Source organism: Sphingomonas sp. J344 (assembly GCF_024700005.1).
In the GTDB taxonomy this organism is placed as follows: domain Bacteria; phylum Pseudomonadota; class Alphaproteobacteria; order Sphingomonadales; family Sphingomonadaceae; genus Sphingomonas.
The window spans coordinates 246,890-267,814 of record NZ_JAJONB010000002.1 but is presented as its reverse complement, the minus strand read 5'-3'; the positions used below and the strand labels follow the sequence as shown (position 1 = coordinate 267,814).

Genomic DNA, 20,925 nt, shown 5'->3' with positions numbered 1-20,925 from the left:
CTCCATGACCCTGCGCCGCCGTTCGTTCGTCCAGTCCATCGGCGCGGCAGCGCTGGCCACCAGCATTCCGGCCACTGCGCGCGCGGCGGGTGAGGCCAAGGCGGGGGCAGGAGATGCGGCGCTGCGCACGCTGCTCGACCGGATCTTCAACGACCGGCTGACCGAGAGCCCCGAGGGGGCGACCGCGCTGGGGCTGGATACCGGAAAGAATGCCGCGCTCAAGTCGCAGCTGTCCGGGCGGAGTGCGGCCGATGAGGCGCGCGATCTGGCGCGGGCGAAGCGCGAGCTGGCGGCGATCAAGGCGATCGATCCGGCGACGTTGGGTGAGAATGCGCGGCTGGACTATGACGTGGTCACCTACCAGCTTGAGCGCAGCGTCGCGGGGCGGGAGAAGTTCACCTATGGATCGGCGGGCGGGCGATATGCGCCCTATCGGCTGAGCCAGCTGACCGGTGCGTACCAGGATGTCCCCGATTTCCTCGACAACCAGCACCGGGTGAAGGATGCGGTCGACGCCGACGCCTATCTCGCGCGGCTGGAGGCGTTTGCGACGGTACTCGATCAGGAAAGTGAGCGGCAGCGAGCCGACGCCGCGCGTGGGGTGTTCGCGCCCGACTATGTGCTCGACACGACGCTCAAGCAGTTCGCATCGCTGCGCGACAAGGCGGCGAGCGAGACCGGGATGGTCACCGGATTCAAGGCGAAGCTGGAGACCGCCAAGCTTCCGCCCGAGCGGGTGGCGCAGGCCGAGAAGGTCGTCGTAGAAAAGGTTTTCCCCGCGCTCGATCGCCAGCGTGCATTGATCACCGAACTGCGCGGCAAGGCCACGCACGACGCGGGCGTGTGGCGGCTGCCCGATGGCGCGGCCTATTACACCGCAGCGGCAGAGGCGGCGACGACCACGCGGCTTACGGGCGACGAGATCCACCGCATCGGGCTGGAGCAGGTTGCGGAGATCAGCGCGCGGATCGACACGATCCTGAAGGCGCAGGGCATCACGAATGGCGCCGTAGGCGCGCGGCTGGTCGCGCTCAACGAGCGGCCTGATCAGCTGTTCCCCAACACCGATCCGGGCCGCGAGGCGCTGCTTGAGGCGCTCCGCGCGCAGGTGAAGGCGATGGAGAAGCGCCTTCCCGAACAGTTCGCGACCCTGCCCAAGGCCCCGGTCGAGGTGCGCCGCGTGCCGCCGGCGATCCAGGCGGGGGCACCGGGCGGCTATTATCAGGCCGCGACGCTCGATGGCTCGCGCCCCGGCATCTATTACATCAACCTGCGCGACACGTTCGACCGGCCCAAATTCGGGCTGGCGACGCTGAGCTATCACGAAGCGGTGCCGGGACATCATCTTCAGGTGATGCTGTCGCTCGAATCGCAGGATATTCCGCTGATCCGCCGTCGTGGCGGGTTCAGCGGCTATAGCGAGGGCTGGGCGCTCTACACCGAGCAGCTGGCGGACGAGATGGGGATGTATGAAGGCGATCCGCTGGGGCAGGTCGGCTATCTCCAGTCGCTGCTGTTCCGCGCGACGCGGCTGGTGGTCGACAGCGGCATGCATGCCAAGCGCTGGAGCCGCGAGAAAGCGACCGACTATTTCATCGCGACCACCGGCATCGCGCGCGGCCGCAGCCAGGGCGAGATCGATCGCTACACCGTCTGGCCGGGGCAAGCGTGCAGCTACAAGATCGGCCACACCGTGTGGGTCGAGCTGCGCGATGAGGCCAAGGCGAAGGCCGGGGACAAATGGGACCCGCGCCACTTCCACGACGTGCTGCGCAAGGGCGCGATGCCGCTTGATGTGCTGAAGCGCGTGGTGCGGAGCCGGATGGGGTAGGGGGCTAGGCCTCCGCCTCCTTCTGTCGCACGCGCCGGATGCGCGGTTCGCGTTCCAGTCCTGCGGCTTCCTTGATCGACTTGCGCATCTCGTCGCGCTTTTCGTGGATCGACGCGATCACCGGGCCGACTGCGACGCCTAGGTCGACGAGTGCCGCCTCCGCCAATTGCAGCGAGCTTTCGAGCGTTTCCGGCACTGCGTCGGTTGCGCCGGCCTTGTAGAGCTCGGCGGCGTGGGCCGCGTCGCGCGCGCGGGCGATGATCGGGATGTCGGGGACCCAACTGCGCACACGGCGGGTGAGGCGCACCGTCAGCACGGGGTCGTCCATGGTCAGGATCAGCGCCTTGGCATGGCCGAGGCTCAGCCGATCCACCAGCTCGCTGCGGGATACGTCGCCGAACATCACCGAATAGCCCTCACGCCGGGCCGCCGCGACGCCATCGATATCGGCGTCGACCGCGACATAGGGTTTGTCATGCGCGCGCAGCATGTCGGCGACGGTGCGCCCGACGCGGCCAAAGCCGATCACCACCGTGCCGCCCGGAACAATGTCGGGGTTCGACGCCTCGTCCAGCGTCGGATCGCGCTCCTCGATCTTGCGCGCGGCATAGCGGCCCGCGGTAGCGAGCAGCGGCGTGATCGTCAGGCCGATCGCGGTGACGGTGGTCCAGAAGGCGGCGGTCGAGGGCTGGATCAATCCCGCCGCTGCGGCAACGCCGAGCACGATCAGCGTGGTTTCTGACGGGCTCGCCATCAGCACGCCCGCTTCGGCTGCGGTCCCGGTGCGCGCGCCCGACAGTTTGAGCAGTGCAATGGTGACGCCAACCTTGATCGCCATCACGCCGATGATCGCGGCGAGCAGCAGTGCCCAGTCCTGCATGATCATGCGCAGGTCGAGCCGCATGCCGACGGTGATCAGGAACACGCCGAGCGCCAGCCCCTTGAACGGCGCGGTGATCACCTCAACCTCGCTGTGATAGTCGGTTTCGGCGATCAGCACGCCCGCGAGCAGCGCCCCGACGATCGGCGACAGGCCGACCACGGTCGTGGCGAGGCTGGCGGCGATCACGACCAGCAGACTGGCCGCAAGGAACAATTCGGGCGACTTGGTCCGTGCGGCCTGAGCGAACAGACGGGGCAAGAAAAAGCGGCCGCCGATGAACAGCACCGCGACCACGATCCCGCCACGCAACAGGGTCATCATGAAGTCGCCGAACGCCGCGTCGCCCGCCGCCGGAGCCAGCGCGCCGAGCAGAAAGACGATGGGGACCAGCGCCAGATCCTCGAACAACAGCATCGCGAAGGCGGATTTGCCCACCGGACTGGTGGTCCCCGCAATCGGCAAGACCAGCGCGGTCGAGGACAAAGCGAGCGCAAGGCCAAGACCCAGCGCGCCGGACCACGCCTGACCCATCGCATACAGCCCGACGCCGATCAGCAATGCCGCACCGAGCAACTCCGCCACGCCCACGCCGAACACCAGCCCGCGCAACGTCCACAATCGCTTGAACGACAGCTCCAGCCCGATCGAGAACAGCAGCAGGATGATGCCGAACTCCGCGAAGGGCTCGATCGAATGCGGGTCGGTGATGGTGAAATAGAAGAGCCAGGGAAACTGGCTGACCAACTGTCCCAGTCCCGCCGGCCCGACCAAGGCGCCGACCAGGATGAAGCCGATCACCGGGCTGATCCGGAAACGGGTGAAGGCCGGGATGACGATCCCCGCGGCGCCGAGGATGACGAGCGCGTCGCTGAAACCGCTGTTGGACAGGTCTAGGGCCATGACCTACCCTAGCGGGCGGCGAAACGCTTTGTCACCGGGCTTGTGCAATGCGGTACGATATATGTGTGGCGGGCGGCGGCCCGGCGGGGATGATGGCTGGGCTATTGTTCGCGCGCGCCGGATTGAAGACGGTCGTGCTGGAAAAGCATGGCGACTTCCTGCGCGATTTTCGCGGGGATACGGTTCACCCGTCAACGCTGAACCTGTTCGATGAACTGGGGCTGCTCGACGCGATGCTGGCGCGACCGCATGACCGGGTCGAGCGGATCGGCGCGGTGGTCGGTGGGCAAGAGTATCGCATCGCCGATTTCCGCCATTTGCCGGGTCGTGGCCGGTTCATCGCGATGATGCCGCAATGGGAGTTTCTGGACTTTGTCGCCGATGCGGCGCGCAGCTTTCCGACGTTCGAACTGCGGATGAACGCGCGGGTCGATGGGCTGGTCGAGCGCGATGACCGGGTCGAAGGCGTGCGGCTGGCGGGTGGCGAGACGGTCGAGGCGCGGCTGGTGATCGCGGCGGACGGGCGCGGATCAGTGCTGCGCGCTGCGGCGGGGCTGCCGCTACGCGATCTGGGGGCGCCGATCGACGTTTTCTGGTTCCGCGTGCCGAAGGCGCGGACCCCCGACAACCGGACCCAAGGCTATATCGACCGGGGCGAGATGATCGTCGCGATCGATCGTGGCGACTATTTTCAGGGCGCGCGGGCGATCGCCAAGGGTGGCGCGGAAGCCGTGCGGGCGCGCGGGATCGCCGACTTCCGTGCTGACGTCGCCGCGACGGCGCCGGTGATGGCAGAGGGGATCGATGCGTTAGCCGGATGGGACGACATCAAGCTGCTCAGCGTGTCGCTGGACCGGCTTGAGCGCTGGTCGCGCCCCGGTCTTCTCGCAATCGGTGACGCTGCGCATGCAATGTCACCGGTGGCGGGCGTCGGGATCAACCTCGCCATTCAGGACGCGGTTGCCGCCGCCAATATTCTCGCCGCGCCGATGGTGCGTGCAGCGGACCCCGATCCGCTGCTGCCGCAGGTCCGGCAGCGGCGGATGTTCCCGGTCCGGGTGATTCAGGCGATGCAGCGACTGGCGCATGAGCGCGTGATCGGCGCGGCGCTGCGCGGAACGCTGCGACCACCCGCCGCGCTGCGCCTGCTTGACCGTGTGTCGCTGCTGCAGCGCATTCCAGCGCGGGTTATCGGGTTGGGCCTGCGGCGCGAGCATATCCGGTCGCCGCGCTCGAACTGAGCACAATGAAAGGGCCGCGTCCCTGGAGGAACGCGGCCCATTTCCTTGCCGACGGCAGTAAGGCTTACGCCCAGGTCGCCATCTCGGTTTCGAGGTTCTGGCGGATCGCCTCGAAGAACTGCTCGGTGGTCATCCACGGCTGGTCCGGGCCGATCAGCAGCGCGAGGTCCTTGGTCATCTTGCCGCTCTCGACGGTCTGGATGCAGACGCGCTCCAGCGTTTCGGCGAACTTGGTCACTTCGGGCGTGTCGTCGAACTTGCCGCGGAACTTGAGGCCGCCGGTCCATGCGAAGATCGACGCGATCGGGTTTGTCGAGGTCGCCTTGCCCTGCTGATGCTGGCGATAGTGGCGGGTGACGGTGCCGTGCGCCGCTTCCGCCTCGACCGTCTTGCCGTCGGGCGAGAGCAGGACCGAGGTCATCAGGCCGAGCGAGCCGAAGCCCTGTGCGACCTGATCCGACTGGACGTCGCCGTCGTAATTCTTGCACGCCCACACGAACTCGCCGCTCCACTTGAGCGCCGACGCGACCATGTCGTCGATCAGGCGATGCTCATAGACGATGCCGGCGTCCTTGAACTTCTCGGCAAAGCCTTCGGTCTCGAACACTTCCTGGAACAGGTCCTTGAAGCGCCCGTCATAGGCCTTGAGGATGGTGTTCTTCGTCGACAGATAGACCGGCCACCCGAGGTTGAGGCCGTAGTTGAACGATGCGCGCGCGAAATCGCGGATCGAATCGTCGAGATTGTACATCGCCATCGCGACACCCGAACCGGGGAAATTGAACACCTCCCGGTCGATGACCTGGCCGTCGGCACCCTCGAAGACGAGGCGCAGCTTTCCGGCGCCGGGGACCTTGAAGTCGGTCGCGCGATACTGGTCGCCGAATGCGTGACGACCGACGACGATCGGCTTGGTCCAGCCGGGGATCAGGCGCGGCACGTTGCTGATCACGATCGGCTCGCGGAAAACCACGCCGCCCAGGATGTTGCGGATCGTGCCGTTGGGCGACTTCCACATTTCCTTGAGGTTGAATTCCTCGACGCGCTGCTCGTCGGGGGTGATCGTCGCGCACTTCACACCGACGCCGTATTGCTTGATCGCGTTAGCGGCGTCGATCGTGATCTGGTCGTTGGTCTCGTCGCGCTTCTCGACGCCGAGATCGTAATATTTCAGGTCGATGTCGAGGTACGGCTTGATCAGGCGTTCACGGATCCATTCCCAGATAATCCGGGTCATTTCGTCGCCGTCGATCTCGACGACTGGGTTCTTCACCTTGATCTTCGCCATGCTCGCTTTCCTGTTCATCTGGGAGGAAGGGGTTTGGCGGTGCGTCTAGGAGCAAGCGCGCGTGCGATCAAGCATTGGCGGATAACGGTATCGCCACGCCGCCACACAGGATTGTGTTGCGCGGATGACACAGCTAGACCCCGCCCATGTCCTCACTCGAAACCCCGCCCGCCGTCACCAACACCGTCAAGTGGCGCTTCCCCTCGGTCCATCCGGAGGGTCGCAAATATGTGCTGATCTCTGCGGCGATCACCACGCTGTTCCTCTTCGCGATCTGGGACGAGCTTGGATTTGCGCTGATTGGCCTGACTATCTGGGTTGCCGCCTTCTTCCGCGACCCAATCCGCGTGACCCCGCAGGGGGAGGGGGATGATCATCTCGCCCGCCGATGGTTTGGTGACGATGATCGAGCGGGTGCCGGTGCCGCGGGAAATCGCCGGGCCGGAAGGGTTGAACGAAACGACCCGTGTGCGCGTTTCGATCTTCATGTCCGTATTCGACGTCCATATCAACCGCACCCCGATGGCCGGGACGATCCGCCAGGTCGTCTATATCGCGGGCAAGTTCCTCAACGCCGATCTTGACAAGGCAAGCGAGGAAAATGAGCGCCAGCATTTCGTGATGGAGACGCATGACGGAACCCGTGTCGGATTTACGCAGATCGCGGGCCTCGTCGCGCGCCGCATCGTGACTTTCGTCAAGCCAGGCGACATCGTCGCGTCGGGGCAACGTTTCGGCCTGATCCGCTTTGGCAGCCGGGTCGACGTGTTCCTGCCCGACGATTATGCGCCCCAGGTCGCGCTTGGCCAGCGTTGCCTTGCCGGCGAGACGCTCGTCGGGCTCAAGGGCGGACGCGCGGCAGAGGGCGTCGCCCAGTGAGGCGTCCTCGATGAGCCTTCGTCCCCGACCTCTGCGGCGTGGCATCCCGCTTCGCGCGATCGCGCCCAACGCCATTACCGCGCTGGCGCTTTGCTCCGGGCTGACCGGGGTTCGCTACGCGATCAGCGAGAATTGGGAACGGGCGGTCCTGATGATCCTGATCGCCGCATTGCTTGACGGGATCGATGGACAGGTGGCGCGCATGGTGCGCGGCGAGAGCAGGTTCGGGGCAGAACTGGACAGCCTGTCCGATGCGATCTCGTTTGGCGTCGCGCCGGCGTTGATCCTGTATCTTTGGGCGTTGATGTACGCGCCCAAGGTCGGCTGGATCGTCGCATTGCTCTATGCCGTATTCTGCGCATTGCGGCTTGCCCGGTTCAATGCGCAGATCGACAGCGATGCCCAGCCGCGCAAGCTGGCCGGCTTCTTTACCGGCATACCGGCACCGGCGGGTGCCGGGCTCGCCATGCTTCCACTCTATATCTGGCTGTGGAGCGGCGAGGAGCTGGCGCGTTCGCCCTGGATCGTCACCCCCTGGGTCGCATTTGTCGGATTGCTGATGGTGTCGAGCCTGGCCACCTACTCGTGGAAATCGCTGCGCCTGCGCCGGAACGTCCGGTTCGAGGCGCTGGTGATGGTTGCAATCCTGCTCGCCGCGCTGGTCACGGTGCCCTGGCAGACGCTGACACTGGTGTGCATCGCCTATCTCGCGACGTTGCCCTTCAGCATTCGCGCCTATCGCCGGACTATGCAGCCGCTCGCAGCGGTGTCGGCACCCGGCGCGGTGCCGCCCGCGGCATAACGCGAACACGCGCGGCATTAACCGGGGCGGGGGCGGGCACCGTCTTACCCAGCATCAGTGCGCGCATGTAATCGAGGCGAGGCGCAATCGTGACGAACATCGCCCAGATCGACACGGCAAACGCGGTGGTGAACAGCAGCGCGGCAAGAACAGCAACCATATCGGCCTCCCGAATCCTGATAAGCGACTGGAATCGTTATGATTCTCGACGCCTGGCGACGGGCAAAGGTTCCTTGTCCGCCTGTTGAACCCTTTATGTTCCGTTAACGTTCCGCATGTCAAGCGACGCGATCCATTTTTGTTCTCTTGCGCTCCGCCGCAATCTCGACTAAGCGCGCCGCCTCACCCCCGCATGGGAAGCAACATAACCCGGTGCTGCGGGCCTTTTGGCTCACGGTCACTCGCTTCCCAGAGGCTCAACCGGAAGGACTTATCCCTATGGCGGCTCCAGTCGTCTCCATGCAGCAGTTGCTCGAATCGGGCGCACACTTCGGTCACCAGACGCATCGCTGGAACCCGAAGATGAAGCCGTATATCTTCGGCGACCGCAACGGCGTGCACATCATCGACCTGTCGCAGACCGTCCCGCTGTTCGCGCGCGCGCTGGACTTCATCAGCTCGACCGTCGCTTCGGGCGGCAAGGTGCTGTTCGTCGGCACCAAGCGCCAGGCGCAGGACGCGATTGCCGAAGCAGCGCGCAAGTCGAACCAGCATTTCGTCAACCATCGCTGGCTGGGCGGCATGCTCACCAACTGGAAGACCATCAGCAACTCGATCAAGCGCCTCAAGACGCTCGAAGAGCAGCTGTCGGGTGACACGCACGGCCTGACCAAAAAGGAAGTGCTGAACCTGACGCGCGAGAAGGACAAGCTCGAGCTGTCGCTCGGCGGCATCCGCGACATGGGCGGCGTTCCCGACATCATGTTCGTGATCGACGCGAACAAGGAAGAGCTGGCGATCAAGGAAGCCAATACGCTCGGCATCCCGGTCGTCGCGATCCTCGATTCGAACGTCTCGCCCGACGGCATCGCATTCCCGGTTCCGGCGAATGACGACGCCAGCCGCGCGATCCGCCTGTACTGCGAAGCCGTCGCCATCGCGGCGACCCGCGGCAACAACCAGGCGCAGATGAGCAGCGGCGATTTCGGCGCGGCCGAAGTTCCGCCGGTCGAAGCCGCCATCGTCGAGCCGGCCCCGGCCGTCGAAGCCGAGCCGGAAGCTCCGGCCGCATCGACCGACCCGGAAACCGCAGCCGAGGGCGAGCGCCAGATCGACGCGTAAGCGCTGTGGTCATCGAACCGTAATGGGGGCGGGGCAGGGCGTTTAAGCTTTGTCCCGCCCGCACCATATTTGAAGCAAACCGCTTAGACACGAGGAATTAGACATGGCCGAGATCACTGCAGCAGCCGTCAAGGAACTGCGCGAGAAGAGCGGCGCCGGCATGATGGACTGCAAGAAGGCGCTGACCGAGAATAACGGCGACATCGAAGCGGCCACCGACTGGCTGCGTTCGAAGGGCCTGGCCGCCGCTGCCAAGAAGTCCAGCCGCACTGCGGCCGAGGGTCTGGTCGGCGTCGCCGTCGCGGGCACCAAGGGCGTGGCCGTCGAGGTCAACTCGCAGACCGACTTCGTCGCGAAGAACGAAATCTTCCAGGGCTTTGTCCGCGAAGTGACCGGCGTTGCGCTGGAGCAGGGCATCGATGACTTCGAGGCGCTGAAGGCTCAGGCGATCACCGGCGGCACCATCGACGAAGTGCTGGTCGCCAACATCGCGACGATCGGCGAGAATCAGGTGCTGCGTCGCGCGAAGAAGGTCGAAGTGACCAACGGCGCGGTGATCCCGTACGTCCACAACGCTGCCGCCCCGGGTCTGGGCAAGATCGGCGTGCTCGTCGCGCTCAGATCGGACGCGGGCGTCGACGTTCTGGAGCCGCTGGGCAAGCAGATCGCGATGCACATCGCCGCTGCCTTCCCGCTGGCGCTGTCGATCGAAGACCTCGACCCGGAGGTCGTCGAGCGTGAAGCCGCGATCCTGCGCGAGAAGAACGCCGACAAGATCGTCGGCAAGTCCGAAGAGGTCGCTGCCAAGATCCTCAACGGCCCGGTCGAGAAGTTCAAGAAGGAGAACGCGCTGCTCACCCAGGCGTTCGTCATGGACGGCAAGACCCCGGTCGGCGACGTGATCGCCCAGGCGGGCAAGGACGCCGGCGCGTCGATCAAGTTGGTCGACTACGTCCGCTTCCAGCTCGGCGAAGGAATCGAGAAGGAAGAGAGCGACTTCGCGGCGGAAGTCGCGGCGACGGCGGCTGCGGCTGGCTGATCGCACGACCCTGAGGGAAAAGGAGGGCGCGGCCATCGCTGGCCGCGCCCTTTTTGCTGGGGCCGCGCCGCCCAATCTCACGTGATTGACTCCGGGAAGTTCGGCGCAGAAGCTCTTAAACAACACGGATCGGGGAGGGGGCGATGATCAAGGCAGTTCTGGCGATTGCTGCGCTGGGCGTGGCGCTTCCCGTGGTGGCGCAGGACCTTGCGTCGCAAGAGGTCGTGGTCACTGGCAGCCGGGTCGAGCAGGATAGCTATGAGCGCGACATGCCCGCGGTAGGCCTGCGCCGGACCGCCGACTTTCTGGTTCAGGAAGTCGCAATTCGCGGTGACACGCGCGATCCCAAGCTGCGCGGGACCGAAATCCGCCAGATGCTGGCCCGCGCGGTCGAGATGGCGGGAAAGCATGGCGTCCAGCTGGCGTTCGGCGACTATATCTTGACGCCGCTGACCGTTGCCAATCTCGACGAGGTCACGCTGTCCAACGACAATCGCCCTGACAGCCAGAAGGTCGAATTTCTGGTCAAGGCACCGCTCGGCGGCAAGGAGAGCGGAGCGAGCGCGGAAAAGCGGATCGAAGCCTATGTCGATGCCGTTCCCGAGGTCGGCCGCGCACAGATGGACATCAGCGGCGATTCGTCGCTGTCGATCGTCGGGCCGGACCAGTACCGGCTTCAGATTGCCGAAAGCGTGATGGCCGACGCCCGCAGTTTGTCGGAGCGGATGGGCGCGGGATATGCGGTGACGATCGAGGGGCTGAATATGCCGGTCCTGTGGACACGGGCGGGGCCGTCCGATGTGCTGCTCTACATCCCGTACAAGCTGGTGATCGTCCCGAAGCGCTGACTGGTCGTTCGCGTCGCATCGGTGGCGGTTTCCCCGCTTGGCTTCCCCCGCGCCCGCGCCTAAGGTCCGCGCCGCTCCCAACCCCCGACAGACATTAGGGCCAGATGACCGCGCCACGCTTCAAACGCATCCTCCTCAAACTCTCCGGCGAAGTGCTGATGGGGCAGGGGCAGTTCGGCATCGATCCCGCCACCTGCGAGCGCGTCGCGCGTGAGGTGAAGGCGGCGACCGAGGCGGGGTATGAGATCTGCATGGTCGTTGGCGGCGGCAATATCTTTCGCGGGCTGGCTGGCGCGGCGCAGGGGTTCGAGCGGGCGAGCGCCGATTATATGGGCATGCTCGCCACCGTGATGAACGCGCTGGCGATGCAGAACACGCTCGAGCGGCTGGGCGTCGATACCCGCGTCCAGTCGGCGATCCCGATGGCGTCGGTCAGCGAACCCTATATCCGGCGCAAGGCGATGCGGCATATGGAGAAGGGTCGCGTGGTCATCTTTGCCGCGGGCACTGGCCTACCGTTCTTCACTACCGACACCACCGCCGCGCTGCGCGCCGCCGAGATGAATTGCGACGCGCTGTTCAAGGGCACCAGCGTCGATGGCGTGTACAATGCCGATCCCAAGAAGGTCGCCGATGCGACCCGCTATGAGGAACTGACGTTCGATCGCGTGTTGGTCGACAATTTGAAGGTCATGGACGCGACGGCGGTGGCCCTGTGCCGCGACAACGATATCCCGATTGTCGTGTTCAACATTCGCGACGAAGGCACGTTGGAAGCGGTCTTGCGTGGCGAGGGCACCTCGACCATCGTCCGCAACCAGCCCGTATCCGCTTAAGTTAAGACAGAATAAGAGGAATCTGACCTATGGCCGCATATGACAAGGCCGATCTGGAGCGCCGGATGAACGGCGCCGTCGAATCGCTCAAGCATGATCTGGGCGGACTGCGGACCGGTCGCGCGAGTACCACGCTGCTCGAGCCTGTGACGGTCGAGGTCTATGGATCGCATATGCCGCTCAATCAGGTCGCGACGGTGTCGGCGCCCGAGCCGCGCATGCTGTCGGTGCAGGTGTGGGACAAGTCGAATGTCGGCCCGGTCGACAAGGCGATCCGGTCCGCCGGGCTTGGTCTCAACCCGATCGTCGACGGGCAGAATCTGCGCTTGCCGATCCCGGACCTGACCGAGGAGCGCCGCAAGGAACTTGCCAAGCTGGCCAGCAAATATGCGGAGAACGCCCGCATCGCGGTGCGCAACGTGCGCCGCGATGGGATGGACAGCCTGAAGACCGACGAGAAGAAGGGCGAGTTCGGTGAGGATGACCGCAAGCGCCACGAGGGCGAGGTCCAGAAGCTGACCGACGCCACGATTGCGGAGATCGACGCTGCTGCGGCGGCGAAGGAAAAGGAAATCCTCGGCAAGTGACTGCGGCCTCCGCGCCTCTTCCGGCTGGCCCGGAAGGCGGGGCCGTTCCCCGCCACGTCGCCATCATCATGGACGGCAATGGTCGCTGGGCGAAGGCCCGGCGGCTGCCGCGCATCGCCGGGCACAAGCAGGGCGTGGAGGCGGTGCGTCGCGTGTCCAAGGCGGCGCGCGAGCAGGGGGTCGAGGTGCTCACGCTCTATGCGTTCTCGTCGGAGAATTGGCGGCGGCCCGAAGAGGAAGTGCGCGACCTGATGGGGTTGCTGCGCCATTTCCTGAAGAACGAACTCAAGGATCTGGTCGCGGAGAATGTGCGGCTGCGCGTGATCGGCGATTACCATGCCTTGTCGGGTGATCTCGTCGCGATGATCGACGAGGCGATCGCGCGCACGTCGGTCAATAGCGGCGCGACCCTGGTTATCGCGCTCAACTATGGCGCGCAGGCGGAGATCGTCGCAGCGGCGCGGCGGCTGGCGGCGTCGGCCAAGGCAGGTGAAGTCGCCCCGGAAGCAATCGATGAGGCGATGTTCAGCGATGCGCTGACCACCCATGACCTCCCCCGCTCGACCTGTTGATCCGCACGTCGGGCGAGCAACGGCTGTCCAACTTCCTGCTGTGGCAGGCGGCCTATGCCGAATTGCTGTTCGTCGAGACCTTGTGGCCCGATTTCGACGGCGACGCGCTGGCCGATGCGATCGCGCAATTCGGGCGGCGTCAGCGCCGGTTCGGAGGGCTGTGATCGACGTTCCGCCCCGGAAGAACGCTGATCTTGGCACCCGTGCGGTAGTTGGGATCGCGTTGATCGTCATCGCCGCTGCGGCGTTGTGGTTCGGCGGATTCGCCTTCTGGCTGCTGGTAACGCTGGGCGCGCTCGTGATGATCCATGAATGGGGTGGGCTGCACGGTGCGAGCGCAGAACAGAAGCGACTCGCGCAATATGCGTTGATGGTCCCCCTCGCAATCCTTTCGCCGCTCGCCGCAGGGCCCGGCTTTCTCGCGCTGGGGCTGACATTGGGTGCGGCCTTCTTCCTTGCCAGCGTGACGCGCAGCGGAGCGCAGGGGGCAGGCGCGATTTATGTCGGCGTGCCGGTGCTGGCGCTGATCTTTCTGCGCGAGCAGTCCAACGGGCTCATGCTGGCATTCTGGGCGATGGCGCTGGTTTGGGCATGCGATATCGGCGCATATTTCGCCGGACGCGCAATTGGCGGGCCGAAGCTGATGCCGGCGGTCAGCCCCAACAAGACCTGGGCCGGACTTGCCGGGGGCGTCACCGCCGCCACGGGGTTCGGGTTGCTGCTGACGCTCTGGGAACTGCCGATGGCGCTTGCGCTCGCGACGCCCCTGCTTGCGGTGGTCGCACAGGCGGGCGACTTGTACGAAAGCCATCTCAAGCGTCGGGCGGGGGTCAAGGATTCGGGGACTGTCCTGCCGGGACATGGCGGCGTGCTCGACCGGCTGGACGGGCTGGTCCCGGTCGCACCGATCGCCGCCCTGCTCGTGTTGATCCAGGGACTTTGATGAAGACCGTTACCATTTTGGGCGCGACCGGGTCAGTGGGCACTTCGACGCTCGACCTGATCGAGCGAGAGCCGCTGGCATTCGAAGTCGTCGCCCTCACCGCCAATTGCGACGTCGAGCGGCTGGCCGCGGCGGCAAAGCGCGTACACGCGCGAACCGCAGTGGTAGCCGACGCAAGCTGCCACCAGGCGTTGAGCGATGCACTCGCCGGGACCGGGATTGCCGTTGCTTCCGGTCCCGACGCGGTGTGCGATGCCGCGCGGATGGAAGCGGACTGGACGATGGCGGCGATCGTCGGGACCGCCGGGCTGAAGCCGGTATTGGCAGCGCTGGAGGGCGGCAAGGCGGTCGCGCTGGCGAACAAGGAGTCGTTGGTTTCGGCTGGCGAAGTCGTAATGCAGGCCGCTGCGGCCACCGGCGCGACACTGCTTCCGGTTGATTCCGAGCATAACGCAGTATTTCAGTGCCTTGAGACGCAGAATGCGGATCGCGTCTCACGCATCATCCTGACCGCGAGCGGCGGGCCATTCCGCGAACGGTCTCTTGCCGAGATGCAGGGGATCACGCCCGAACAGGCGGTGGCGCACCCCAACTGGTCGATGGGCGCGAAGATCAGCGTCGATTCGGCGACGATGATGAACAAGGGGCTGGAGTTGATCGAGGCGTACCACCTGTTCCCGGTGACGCCCGAGCAGCTCGACGTGATTGTCCATCGCCAGTCGGTGATTCATTCGATGGTCGAATATGTCGACGGATCGGTGCTGGCGCAGTTGGGCTCGCCCGATATGCGCGTGCCGATCGCGCACGCGCTCGCCTGGCCACGACGGATGGAAACGCCGTGCCAGCGCCTTGATCTTGCCACCATCGGGCGACTGGATTTCGAAGCGCCGGACTATGAGCGCTTCCCATGCCTCAGGCTGGCGCGCGAGGCGCTGGCGGCGGGCGGGGCGCGTCCAGCGATCTTGAACGCGGCGAACGAAGTCGCGGTTGCGGCGTTCCTGTCGCGACGGATCGGATTTCTTGAAATTGCCGCAATCGTCGCGGATACCCTTGATCGCTATGACCCGGCCGCGCCGGAAACGCTCGATCAGGTGCTGGCGATCGACGCGGAGGCGCGGATTTTGGCGGGCGAGCGTGTGAAGGACTGCGTAGTTTGACCGAAAACCCCGGTTTCTTTCTCTACCTGATCGCCTTCATCCTGATCATCGGGCCGCTCGTGTTCGTGCATGAGCTGGGTCATTACGCTGCCGGTCGCTGGTTCGGGATCAAGGCAGAAGCATTTTCGGTCGGTTTCGGGCGCGAAGTGGCCGGGTTCACCGACAAGCGCGGGACACGGTGGAAGTTCGGGTGGCTGCCGCTGGGCGGTTACGTCAAGTTTGCGGGCGACATGAACCCGGCGGGACAGCCCAGTCCAGAGTGGCTCGCGCTGCCTGCGGCGGAGCGTGCCCAAACCTTTCAGGCCAAGCCGCTGTGGCAGCGCGCGATTGTCGTCGCGGCGGGGCCGATCACCAATTTTGTCGTCGCGATCGCGATTCTCGGTGCGTTTGCGGGCGTCTATGGCGAGGCGAAAATGCCAGCCGTGGCGGGGGCGATCCAGCCGAACACGCCCGCAGCGAACGCAGGACTAAGGCCCGGCGATCGATTCGTTGCGATCGGCGGGCGGCAGGTCGAAACATTCGAGGACCTGATGCACTTCACCTCGCTGCGTGCGGGATTGAAGGTGCGGATCGACTATGTGCGCGACGGCCAGCCTGCGAGCACCGAGGCAGTGATCGGCCGCCGGGTCGAGAAGGACCGGTTCGGGAACGAGACAAGCCGAGGAATCCTGGGCATCGCGCCGAGTGGCGAGGTGATCCGTACGCCTGTCGCCTGGTGGCAGGCACCGGTGGTCGGATTCAACCGCACCGTGTCTCTGGTCGGGACGATGATCGACGGTCTGGGTCAGCTTATCTTGGGTCGCGTTCCGGTAAGCGAGCTGGGCGGGCCGTTGCGAATCGCCAAATATTCCGGCGAGATGCTCTCGCTCGGGTTTGAGCAGTTCGTCATCATGGCCGCGCTCATCTCGATAAATCTGGGGTTCATTAACCTGCTGCCAGTCCCGGTGCTGGATGGCGGCCATCTTCTGTTCTATGCGGTCGAAGCGCTGCGCCGGAAACCCGTCGAGCCTGAGGTGATGGAATGGGCATTTCGCGGCGGGATGATTGCGATACTGGCGTTGATGCTGCTGGTTACATTCAACGATCTGGGCGCATTTGGCGTGTGGAGAAGCCTGGCCGGGTTGATCGGCTGAACCGGTTGGGGCAGGGCGTGCATACGGACGCATGCTTCCGACCAAAATCTCTTAAATCCGACTGGGGTGGGATGGTGACGGCACTCAAGGTTACGAAATTCGGCGCGCGCGCCTCCGCGGTCCTGATGGCCGGCACGACGTTGTTCGCGCTCGCCACAGCCGCGCAGGCCCAGCAGGCGCCAGCCTCCGCTCCGGCCGCGCAACAGCCCGCCCCGGCCCCCGAGGCGCTTGAGACGCGGACCATTCGCACATTGCGGGTCGACGGCACCCAGCGGCTCGAGCCGGAGACGGTGCTGTCCTACACGCGCCTGCGTGTCGGCCAGACCTACACCACCGAAAGCCTCGACCAGGCGATCCGTGACGTGCTGGCAAGCGAATTGCTTGCCGACGTGACGATCGAGGGCGTTGAGTCGGGCGACATCGTACTGCGCGTGCGCGAAAATCCGGTGATCAACCGCGTCATCCTTGAGGGCAACAAGCGCCTGAAGGACGACAAGATCGTCAAGGAAATCAAGCTCGCTCCGCGCCAGATGTTCACCCGCACCGCAGTGCGGGCGGACGTCGCCCGGATCATCGAGCTGTATCGCCGCCAGGGCCGTTTCGCCGCGAGCGTCGAACCAAAGATGGTCAGTCTCGACCAGAACCGCGTCGACGTGGTGTTCGAGGTGCGCGAAGGCCCCAAATCGCGCGTCCGCCAGATCAACATCATCGGCAACGAGCAGTTTTCGGACGGCAAATTGCGCGGTGAAATGGCGACCAAACAGTCGCGTTTGACCAGCATTTTAAGCTCCAACACGAGCTACGACCAGGACCGACTGGCCTATGACCAGCAGAAGCTGCGTCAATTCTACCTGACCCAGGGTTATGCCGATTTCCGCGTCGTTTCGGCGGTCGCGGAGCTGACCCCGGACAAGCGCGACTTCATCATCACCTATGTGATCGAGGAAGGGCCACGCTACAAGTTCGGGCCGGTCACGGTCGACAGCAACATCCGCGACTTCGACGACACCGCGCTGGCCAAGGGCCTGGCGATGAAGGAGGGCGATTGGTACAACGCCAAGCTGGTCGAGGACACAATCGACCAGCTGTCGGAGACGGCGGGCGCGTTCGGCTACGCCTTTGCGAATGTCAATCCGGACTTCAATCGCGATCGCGAAAAGTTGACGATGACGATCAACTTCAACATCGCCGAGGCGCGCCGCACCTATGTCGAGCGGATCGACATCACCGGCAATACCCAGACGCAGGACAAGGTGATCCGCCGCGAAATGCGCCTGGCCGAGGGCGACGCCTTCAACACCTTCCTGGTCAAGCGTTCGCAGGACCGCATCAACTCGCTCGGCTATTTCAACGAGAAGTTCGAGATCGAGCAGAAGGAAGGGTCGGCACCCGACCGCGTGATCCTGACTGCCAATGTCGAGGAGAAGTCAACCGGCGAGCTGACGCTGTCGGCGGGCTTCTCGAGCCTCGAGCGGTTCATCTTCCAGGGCTCGGTGCGCCAGCGCAACTTCCGCGGCAAGGGGCAGGACCTGCGCCTGTCGGCCGACTATTCGAGCTACTCGAAGTCGGTCGAGCTGGGCTTCACCGAACCGTATCTGTTCGACCAGAATGTTGCGCTGGGCGGCACGCTGTTCCGCCGCGACTATAATTCGTTCAACTATCTGGGCACCGATCGCCGCACCACTTACGAGCAGGTTTCGACCGGCGGCCAGGTGGTGCTCGGCGTGCCGCTGACCGAATTCTGGACGCTGTCGGGCCGCTATTCGCTCACCCATGACGCGGTGTCGCTGGACGAGAACACCTTCTTCACCAACGGTGCGTGCGATCCGCTCAAGGCCGGTCGCTATCTCTGCGAAGCGCTGGGCAATCGCTGGACGTCTGCGGTCGGGTTGTCGCTGATTTACGACAGCCTCAACAGCCGTCTGCGTCCGACCCGCGGTCAGCGGCTGGTGCTGGGCACCGATTTCGCGGGTCTTGGCGGCGACGTGAAGTATCTGCGCGGTCGTTTCGATGCCGACAAATACTGGAACATCGGCAGCGGCTTCATCTTCTCGGCGGGGCTTGAGGGCGGCTATATCCACAGCCTCGAGGATGGCGCACCCGGCGTCGATCCGGTCCGGATCACCGACCGCTTCTTCCTGGGTGAGCCGCAGTTCCGCGGGTTCGATATTCGCGGCGTCGGCCCGCGTATTCAGCGCATCGGGTTCACCGGAACCGTGGCGAGTGGCAATCAGACGCTGATCGTCGACGAAGACCAGATCTTCGACGACGCGATCGGCGGTCGCGCTTACTATCTCGGCAAGCTTGAGCTGGAAATCCCGCTGGGTGCAGGCGCGCGCGAGATGGGGATTCGCCCGTCGATCTTCCTCATGGCGGGTGCCAATTGGGGAGTTCGCGCGCCGAACAAGACGGCGAACTTCGCACAGGCGACGGACGGCGCGGGCAACCCGTTGTTCAACGCCGACGGATCGCCCTCGCTCTTGCCGATCGAGACGCCGCAGTTCGACGGGAACGGAAACCCCCTCTTTGCGGTTCCGATCACCGACAGCGTCGCGCCGGGGCAGCTTACGACCTGTAGTGTCGGTTTCGCTGCGACGTTGGGCGGGGCGTGTTCTGGGACCTCGATCAACACCCGGTACAACCTCCAGACCGATCCGTTCCTCGAACGATTCCTCGGCAACTCGCCCAAGCCCCGCCTGTCGGTCGGCGTCGGCGTCAACTGGAACTCGCCGTTCGGCCCGCTGCGGCTCGATCTGGCACACGCTTTCCTGACTCAGGAAGGCGACGATACGAAACTCTTCACCTTCAACGTAGGGACTGCATTCTAATGCGTAATACCAAGACCATTCTCGCGGTGATCGCCGCTGCGGGCGCGACGTTCGGCGCTGGCGCCGCCGCCGCGCAGGCGCTCGTCGACACCAAGGTCGCGATCGTCGATGTCGAACGCATCATGAGCAGCTGCACCGCCTGTACCGCCGCAGCGACTCAGCTCCAGGCGCAGCGCACCCAGTTGCAGCAATATGCGCAGCAGCAGGGCACGCCGCTCCAGACTGAGGAAACCGCGCTTCAGGCCGCGCTCAAGGCAGCAAATGGCAAGCCCGATGCAGCGCTTACCGCACGTATCCAGGCGTTCCAGCAGCGCCAGCAGACCGCGCAGCAGCAGTTCAGCGAGCGTCAGCAGACGTTCCAGCGCAACGTCCAGTATGTGAACCAGCAGGTTGCACAGCGGATGGTGCCGGTTATCGAGCAGATTTCGCAGCAGCGCGGCGCGCATATCGCGATGGCGAAGGATTCGGTGCTGTATGCGGCGACCAACATCGACATCACCGATGCGGTCCTCGCCGCGCTGAACCAGCAGCTGCCGAGCGTTCAGACCGTCGCTCCGCCGCCGCAGCAGCAACCGGCACAGCCGACCCAGCCGGCACCCACCGGCCGGTGAGCGACGCCGCCGAAGGAAAGGCCGCGATCGGCCCGCTCGACGTGACACGGGTGATGGCGGCTCTTCCGCACCGCTATCCGATGTTGCTTGTCGATCGGGTCGAACAGCTGATCCCCGACGAGCGCATCGTCGCGATCAAGGCGGTGTCGATCAACGAGGAGTTCTTCCAGGGGCATTTCCCCGGAAGGCCGATCATGCCCGGCGTCCTCCAGGTGGAGGCGCTGGCGCAGGCGGCGGGTGTGCTCGCGGTTGAGAGCCTCGGCCTCGCGGGTACCGGCAAGCTGGTCTATTTCATGTCGATCGACGGCGTGAAGTTCCGCAAGCCGGTCGAGCCGGGCGTGCTGCTCCGGCTTGAGGTTGAGTTCGTCCAGAAGCGTTCGCGCATCTGCAAGTTCTCCGGCAAGGCGTATCTGGGCGACGACCTGGCCACCGAGTGCGAATTTACCGCGATGATCGCCGATCCACCCTCGGCCTAAACCGCGCTGCCCACCATATTGCATTCTGACGCGGTGCCGTGTAACGCGCCGCGTCCGCTGCCGGTCGGAAACCGGTGGCTAATCCAGAAGGAATTTTCCGTGAAGGCCGATACGCACCCCGATTATCACATGATCAAGGTCCAGATGACCGACGGTACCGTGTACGAGACTCGCTCGACCTGGGGCAAGGAAGGCGATGTGATGCAGCTGGAAATCGATCCGTTGGCGCACCCGGCCTGGACCGGCGGCCGCGGCCACCTGCTCGATAGCGGCGGCCAGGTCGCGCGCTTCAACAAGCGTTTCGGCGGACTCTCGCTCTCCAAGAAGTGAGCGTTACGGGCGCTGCGCCCGGTCGAACCCGATAGAGCGGCCCGTCCCGGACCCCGGGGCGGGCCGTTTGCGCTGGAAAGCCGTTAACGCGGCATTAGCCATCGTCGCCTAGGTTTGGCGCATGGTTTCGACGGGCAAACGCAGCATCACCGCAGAATTCGAACCGGCAGTGCTCGGCCGCCGCCGCGCGCCGCGTGCGCCGGTGTCGCTCGACGCCAAGGTCGGCCGCGGTGGTCTCGACCGCGCACTGTGCAAGGTGGTCGACCTGTCGACCCACGGTGCCAAGATCGAGACCTACTCGGCCGTGCGCCGCGATTCGATGATCTGGCTGACGCTGCCGCATGTCGGCCACTGGGCGGCGCGCGTGGTGTGGTCGAACGACTTCGAAGCCGGGCTGGAGTTCCAGATCCCGCTCAGCGAGGACGAGTTCGAACTGCTGGTTTCCTGAAGAGGCGCGCAA

At 65.0% G+C, this 20,925-nt stretch carries 19 protein-coding genes and 2 pseudogenes; 18 read left to right on the top strand and 3 right to left on the bottom strand.

Going from position 1 to position 20,925, the window contains the following annotated elements:
* The first annotated feature begins 10 nt into the window (after positions 1-10).
* On the top strand, positions 11-1,831 hold the full coding sequence (locus LRS12_RS17500; protein ID WP_257846175.1) for a DUF885 family protein: 1,821 nt from the start codon (positions 11-13) through the stop codon (positions 1,829-1,831).
* Between the two features lie 4 nt (positions 1,832-1,835).
* Here LRS12_RS17500 and LRS12_RS17495 read toward each other — a convergent pair whose 3' ends face one another.
* On the bottom strand, positions 1,836-3,614 hold the full coding sequence (locus tag LRS12_RS17495) for a cation:proton antiporter (RefSeq protein ID WP_257845791.1): 1,779 nt from the start codon (positions 3,612-3,614) through the stop codon (positions 1,836-1,838).
* A gap of 47 nt (positions 3,615-3,661) precedes the next feature.
* Between LRS12_RS17495 and LRS12_RS17490 the strand changes: the two genes are divergently transcribed.
* Positions 3,662-4,855 carry an FAD-dependent oxidoreductase gene (locus tag LRS12_RS17490; protein WP_257845790.1) on the top strand — a complete coding sequence of 398 codons (1,194 nt, stop codon included), beginning with the start codon at positions 3,662-3,664 and terminating at the stop codon, positions 4,853-4,855.
* A gap of 64 nt (positions 4,856-4,919) precedes the next feature.
* Here the strand turns inward: LRS12_RS17490 and LRS12_RS17485 are convergent, their stop codons facing one another.
* On the bottom strand, positions 4,920-6,143 hold the full coding sequence (locus LRS12_RS17485) for an NADP-dependent isocitrate dehydrogenase (protein ID WP_257845789.1): 1,224 nt from the start codon (positions 6,141-6,143) through the stop codon (positions 4,920-4,922).
* A gap of 146 nt (positions 6,144-6,289) precedes the next feature.
* Here LRS12_RS17485 and LRS12_RS17480 point away from each other — a divergent pair.
* Together LRS12_RS17480 and pssA are read left to right on the top strand one after the other, a co-directional pair.
* Positions 6,290-7,022 (top strand): annotated as a pseudogene (locus tag LRS12_RS17480) (phosphatidylserine decarboxylase).
* Positions 7,023-7,032: 10 nt separating this feature from the next.
* Positions 7,033-7,824, top strand: coding sequence for a CDP-diacylglycerol--serine O-phosphatidyltransferase (gene pssA / locus LRS12_RS17475; protein WP_257845788.1), 792 nt, complete (start codon positions 7,033-7,035; stop codon positions 7,822-7,824).
* Here pssA and LRS12_RS17470 read toward each other — a convergent pair.
* The gene (locus LRS12_RS17470) at positions 7,769-7,984 is read right to left on the bottom strand and encodes a hypothetical protein (protein WP_257845787.1); all 216 of its coding nucleotides are present in this window, start codon (positions 7,982-7,984) and stop codon (positions 7,769-7,771) included. The genes pssA and LRS12_RS17470 overlap by 56 nt on opposite strands.
* A 278-nt stretch (positions 7,985-8,262) precedes the next feature.
* Between LRS12_RS17470 and rpsB the strand changes: the two genes are divergently transcribed.
* From rpsB to LRS12_RS17400, 14 genes and pseudogenes are all read left to right on the top strand, one after another.
* Positions 8,263-9,105 (top strand): 30S ribosomal protein S2, encoded by an 843-nt coding sequence (rpsB, locus tag LRS12_RS17465; protein WP_257845786.1) that lies wholly within the window; start codon positions 8,263-8,265, stop codon positions 9,103-9,105.
* A 103-nt stretch (positions 9,106-9,208) separates the two neighbouring features.
* Positions 9,209-10,144 carry a translation elongation factor Ts gene (gene tsf, locus LRS12_RS17460; RefSeq protein ID WP_257845785.1) on the top strand — a complete coding sequence of 312 codons (936 nt, stop codon included), beginning with the start codon at positions 9,209-9,211 and terminating at the stop codon, positions 10,142-10,144.
* Between the two features lie 143 nt (positions 10,145-10,287).
* Positions 10,288-10,992, top strand: a complete 705-nt coding sequence (locus tag LRS12_RS17455; protein ID WP_257845784.1) for a TonB-dependent receptor — start codon at positions 10,288-10,290, stop codon at positions 10,990-10,992.
* Between the two features lie 104 nt (positions 10,993-11,096).
* The gene (pyrH, locus tag LRS12_RS17450) at positions 11,097-11,828 is read left to right on the top strand and encodes a UMP kinase (RefSeq protein WP_257845783.1); all 732 of its coding nucleotides are present in this window, start codon (positions 11,097-11,099) and stop codon (positions 11,826-11,828) included.
* 29 nt (positions 11,829-11,857) lie between these two features.
* Positions 11,858-12,415 carry a ribosome recycling factor gene (gene frr, locus LRS12_RS17445; RefSeq protein WP_257845782.1) on the top strand — a complete coding sequence of 186 codons (558 nt, stop codon included), beginning with the start codon at positions 11,858-11,860 and terminating at the stop codon, positions 12,413-12,415.
* Between the two features lie 68 nt (positions 12,416-12,483).
* A pseudogene (gene uppS, locus LRS12_RS17440) lies at positions 12,484-13,151 on the top strand (polyprenyl diphosphate synthase).
* Positions 13,151-13,930, top strand: a complete 780-nt coding sequence (locus tag LRS12_RS17435; RefSeq protein WP_374581691.1) for a phosphatidate cytidylyltransferase — start codon at positions 13,151-13,153, stop codon at positions 13,928-13,930. The pseudogene uppS and the gene LRS12_RS17435 overlap by 1 nt, the downstream one beginning before the upstream one ends.
* Positions 13,930-15,087, top strand: a complete 1,158-nt coding sequence (locus LRS12_RS17430; protein ID WP_257845780.1) for a 1-deoxy-D-xylulose-5-phosphate reductoisomerase — start codon at positions 13,930-13,932, stop codon at positions 15,085-15,087. The genes LRS12_RS17435 and LRS12_RS17430 overlap by 1 nt, the downstream gene beginning before the upstream one ends.
* On the top strand, positions 15,084-16,220 hold the full coding sequence (locus LRS12_RS17425) for an RIP metalloprotease (RefSeq protein WP_257845779.1): 1,137 nt from the start codon (positions 15,084-15,086) through the stop codon (positions 16,218-16,220). Before LRS12_RS17430 ends, LRS12_RS17425 begins: the two co-directional genes overlap by 4 nt.
* 71 nt (positions 16,221-16,291) lie before the next feature.
* A complete protein-coding gene (gene bamA / locus LRS12_RS17420) occupies positions 16,292-19,048 on the top strand; it encodes an outer membrane protein assembly factor BamA (protein WP_257845778.1) in 2,757 nt (918 codons plus the stop codon).
* Positions 19,048-19,659 carry an OmpH family outer membrane protein gene (locus LRS12_RS17415; RefSeq protein WP_257845777.1) on the top strand — a complete coding sequence of 204 codons (612 nt, stop codon included), beginning with the start codon at positions 19,048-19,050 and terminating at the stop codon, positions 19,657-19,659. Before bamA ends, LRS12_RS17415 begins: the two co-directional genes overlap by 1 nt.
* Positions 19,656-20,135, top strand: coding sequence for a 3-hydroxyacyl-ACP dehydratase FabZ (gene fabZ, locus LRS12_RS17410; RefSeq protein ID WP_257845776.1), 480 nt, complete (start codon positions 19,656-19,658; stop codon positions 20,133-20,135). Before LRS12_RS17415 ends, fabZ begins: the two co-directional genes overlap by 4 nt.
* Positions 20,136-20,234: 99 nt before the next feature.
* Positions 20,235-20,465, top strand: a complete 231-nt coding sequence (rpmE, locus tag LRS12_RS17405; protein WP_257845775.1) for a 50S ribosomal protein L31 — start codon at positions 20,235-20,237, stop codon at positions 20,463-20,465.
* Positions 20,466-20,586: 121 nt separating this feature from the next.
* Positions 20,587-20,913, top strand: coding sequence for a PilZ domain-containing protein (locus LRS12_RS17400; RefSeq protein ID WP_257845774.1), 327 nt, complete (start codon positions 20,587-20,589; stop codon positions 20,911-20,913).
* The last annotated feature ends 12 nt before the right edge of the window (positions 20,914-20,925 follow it).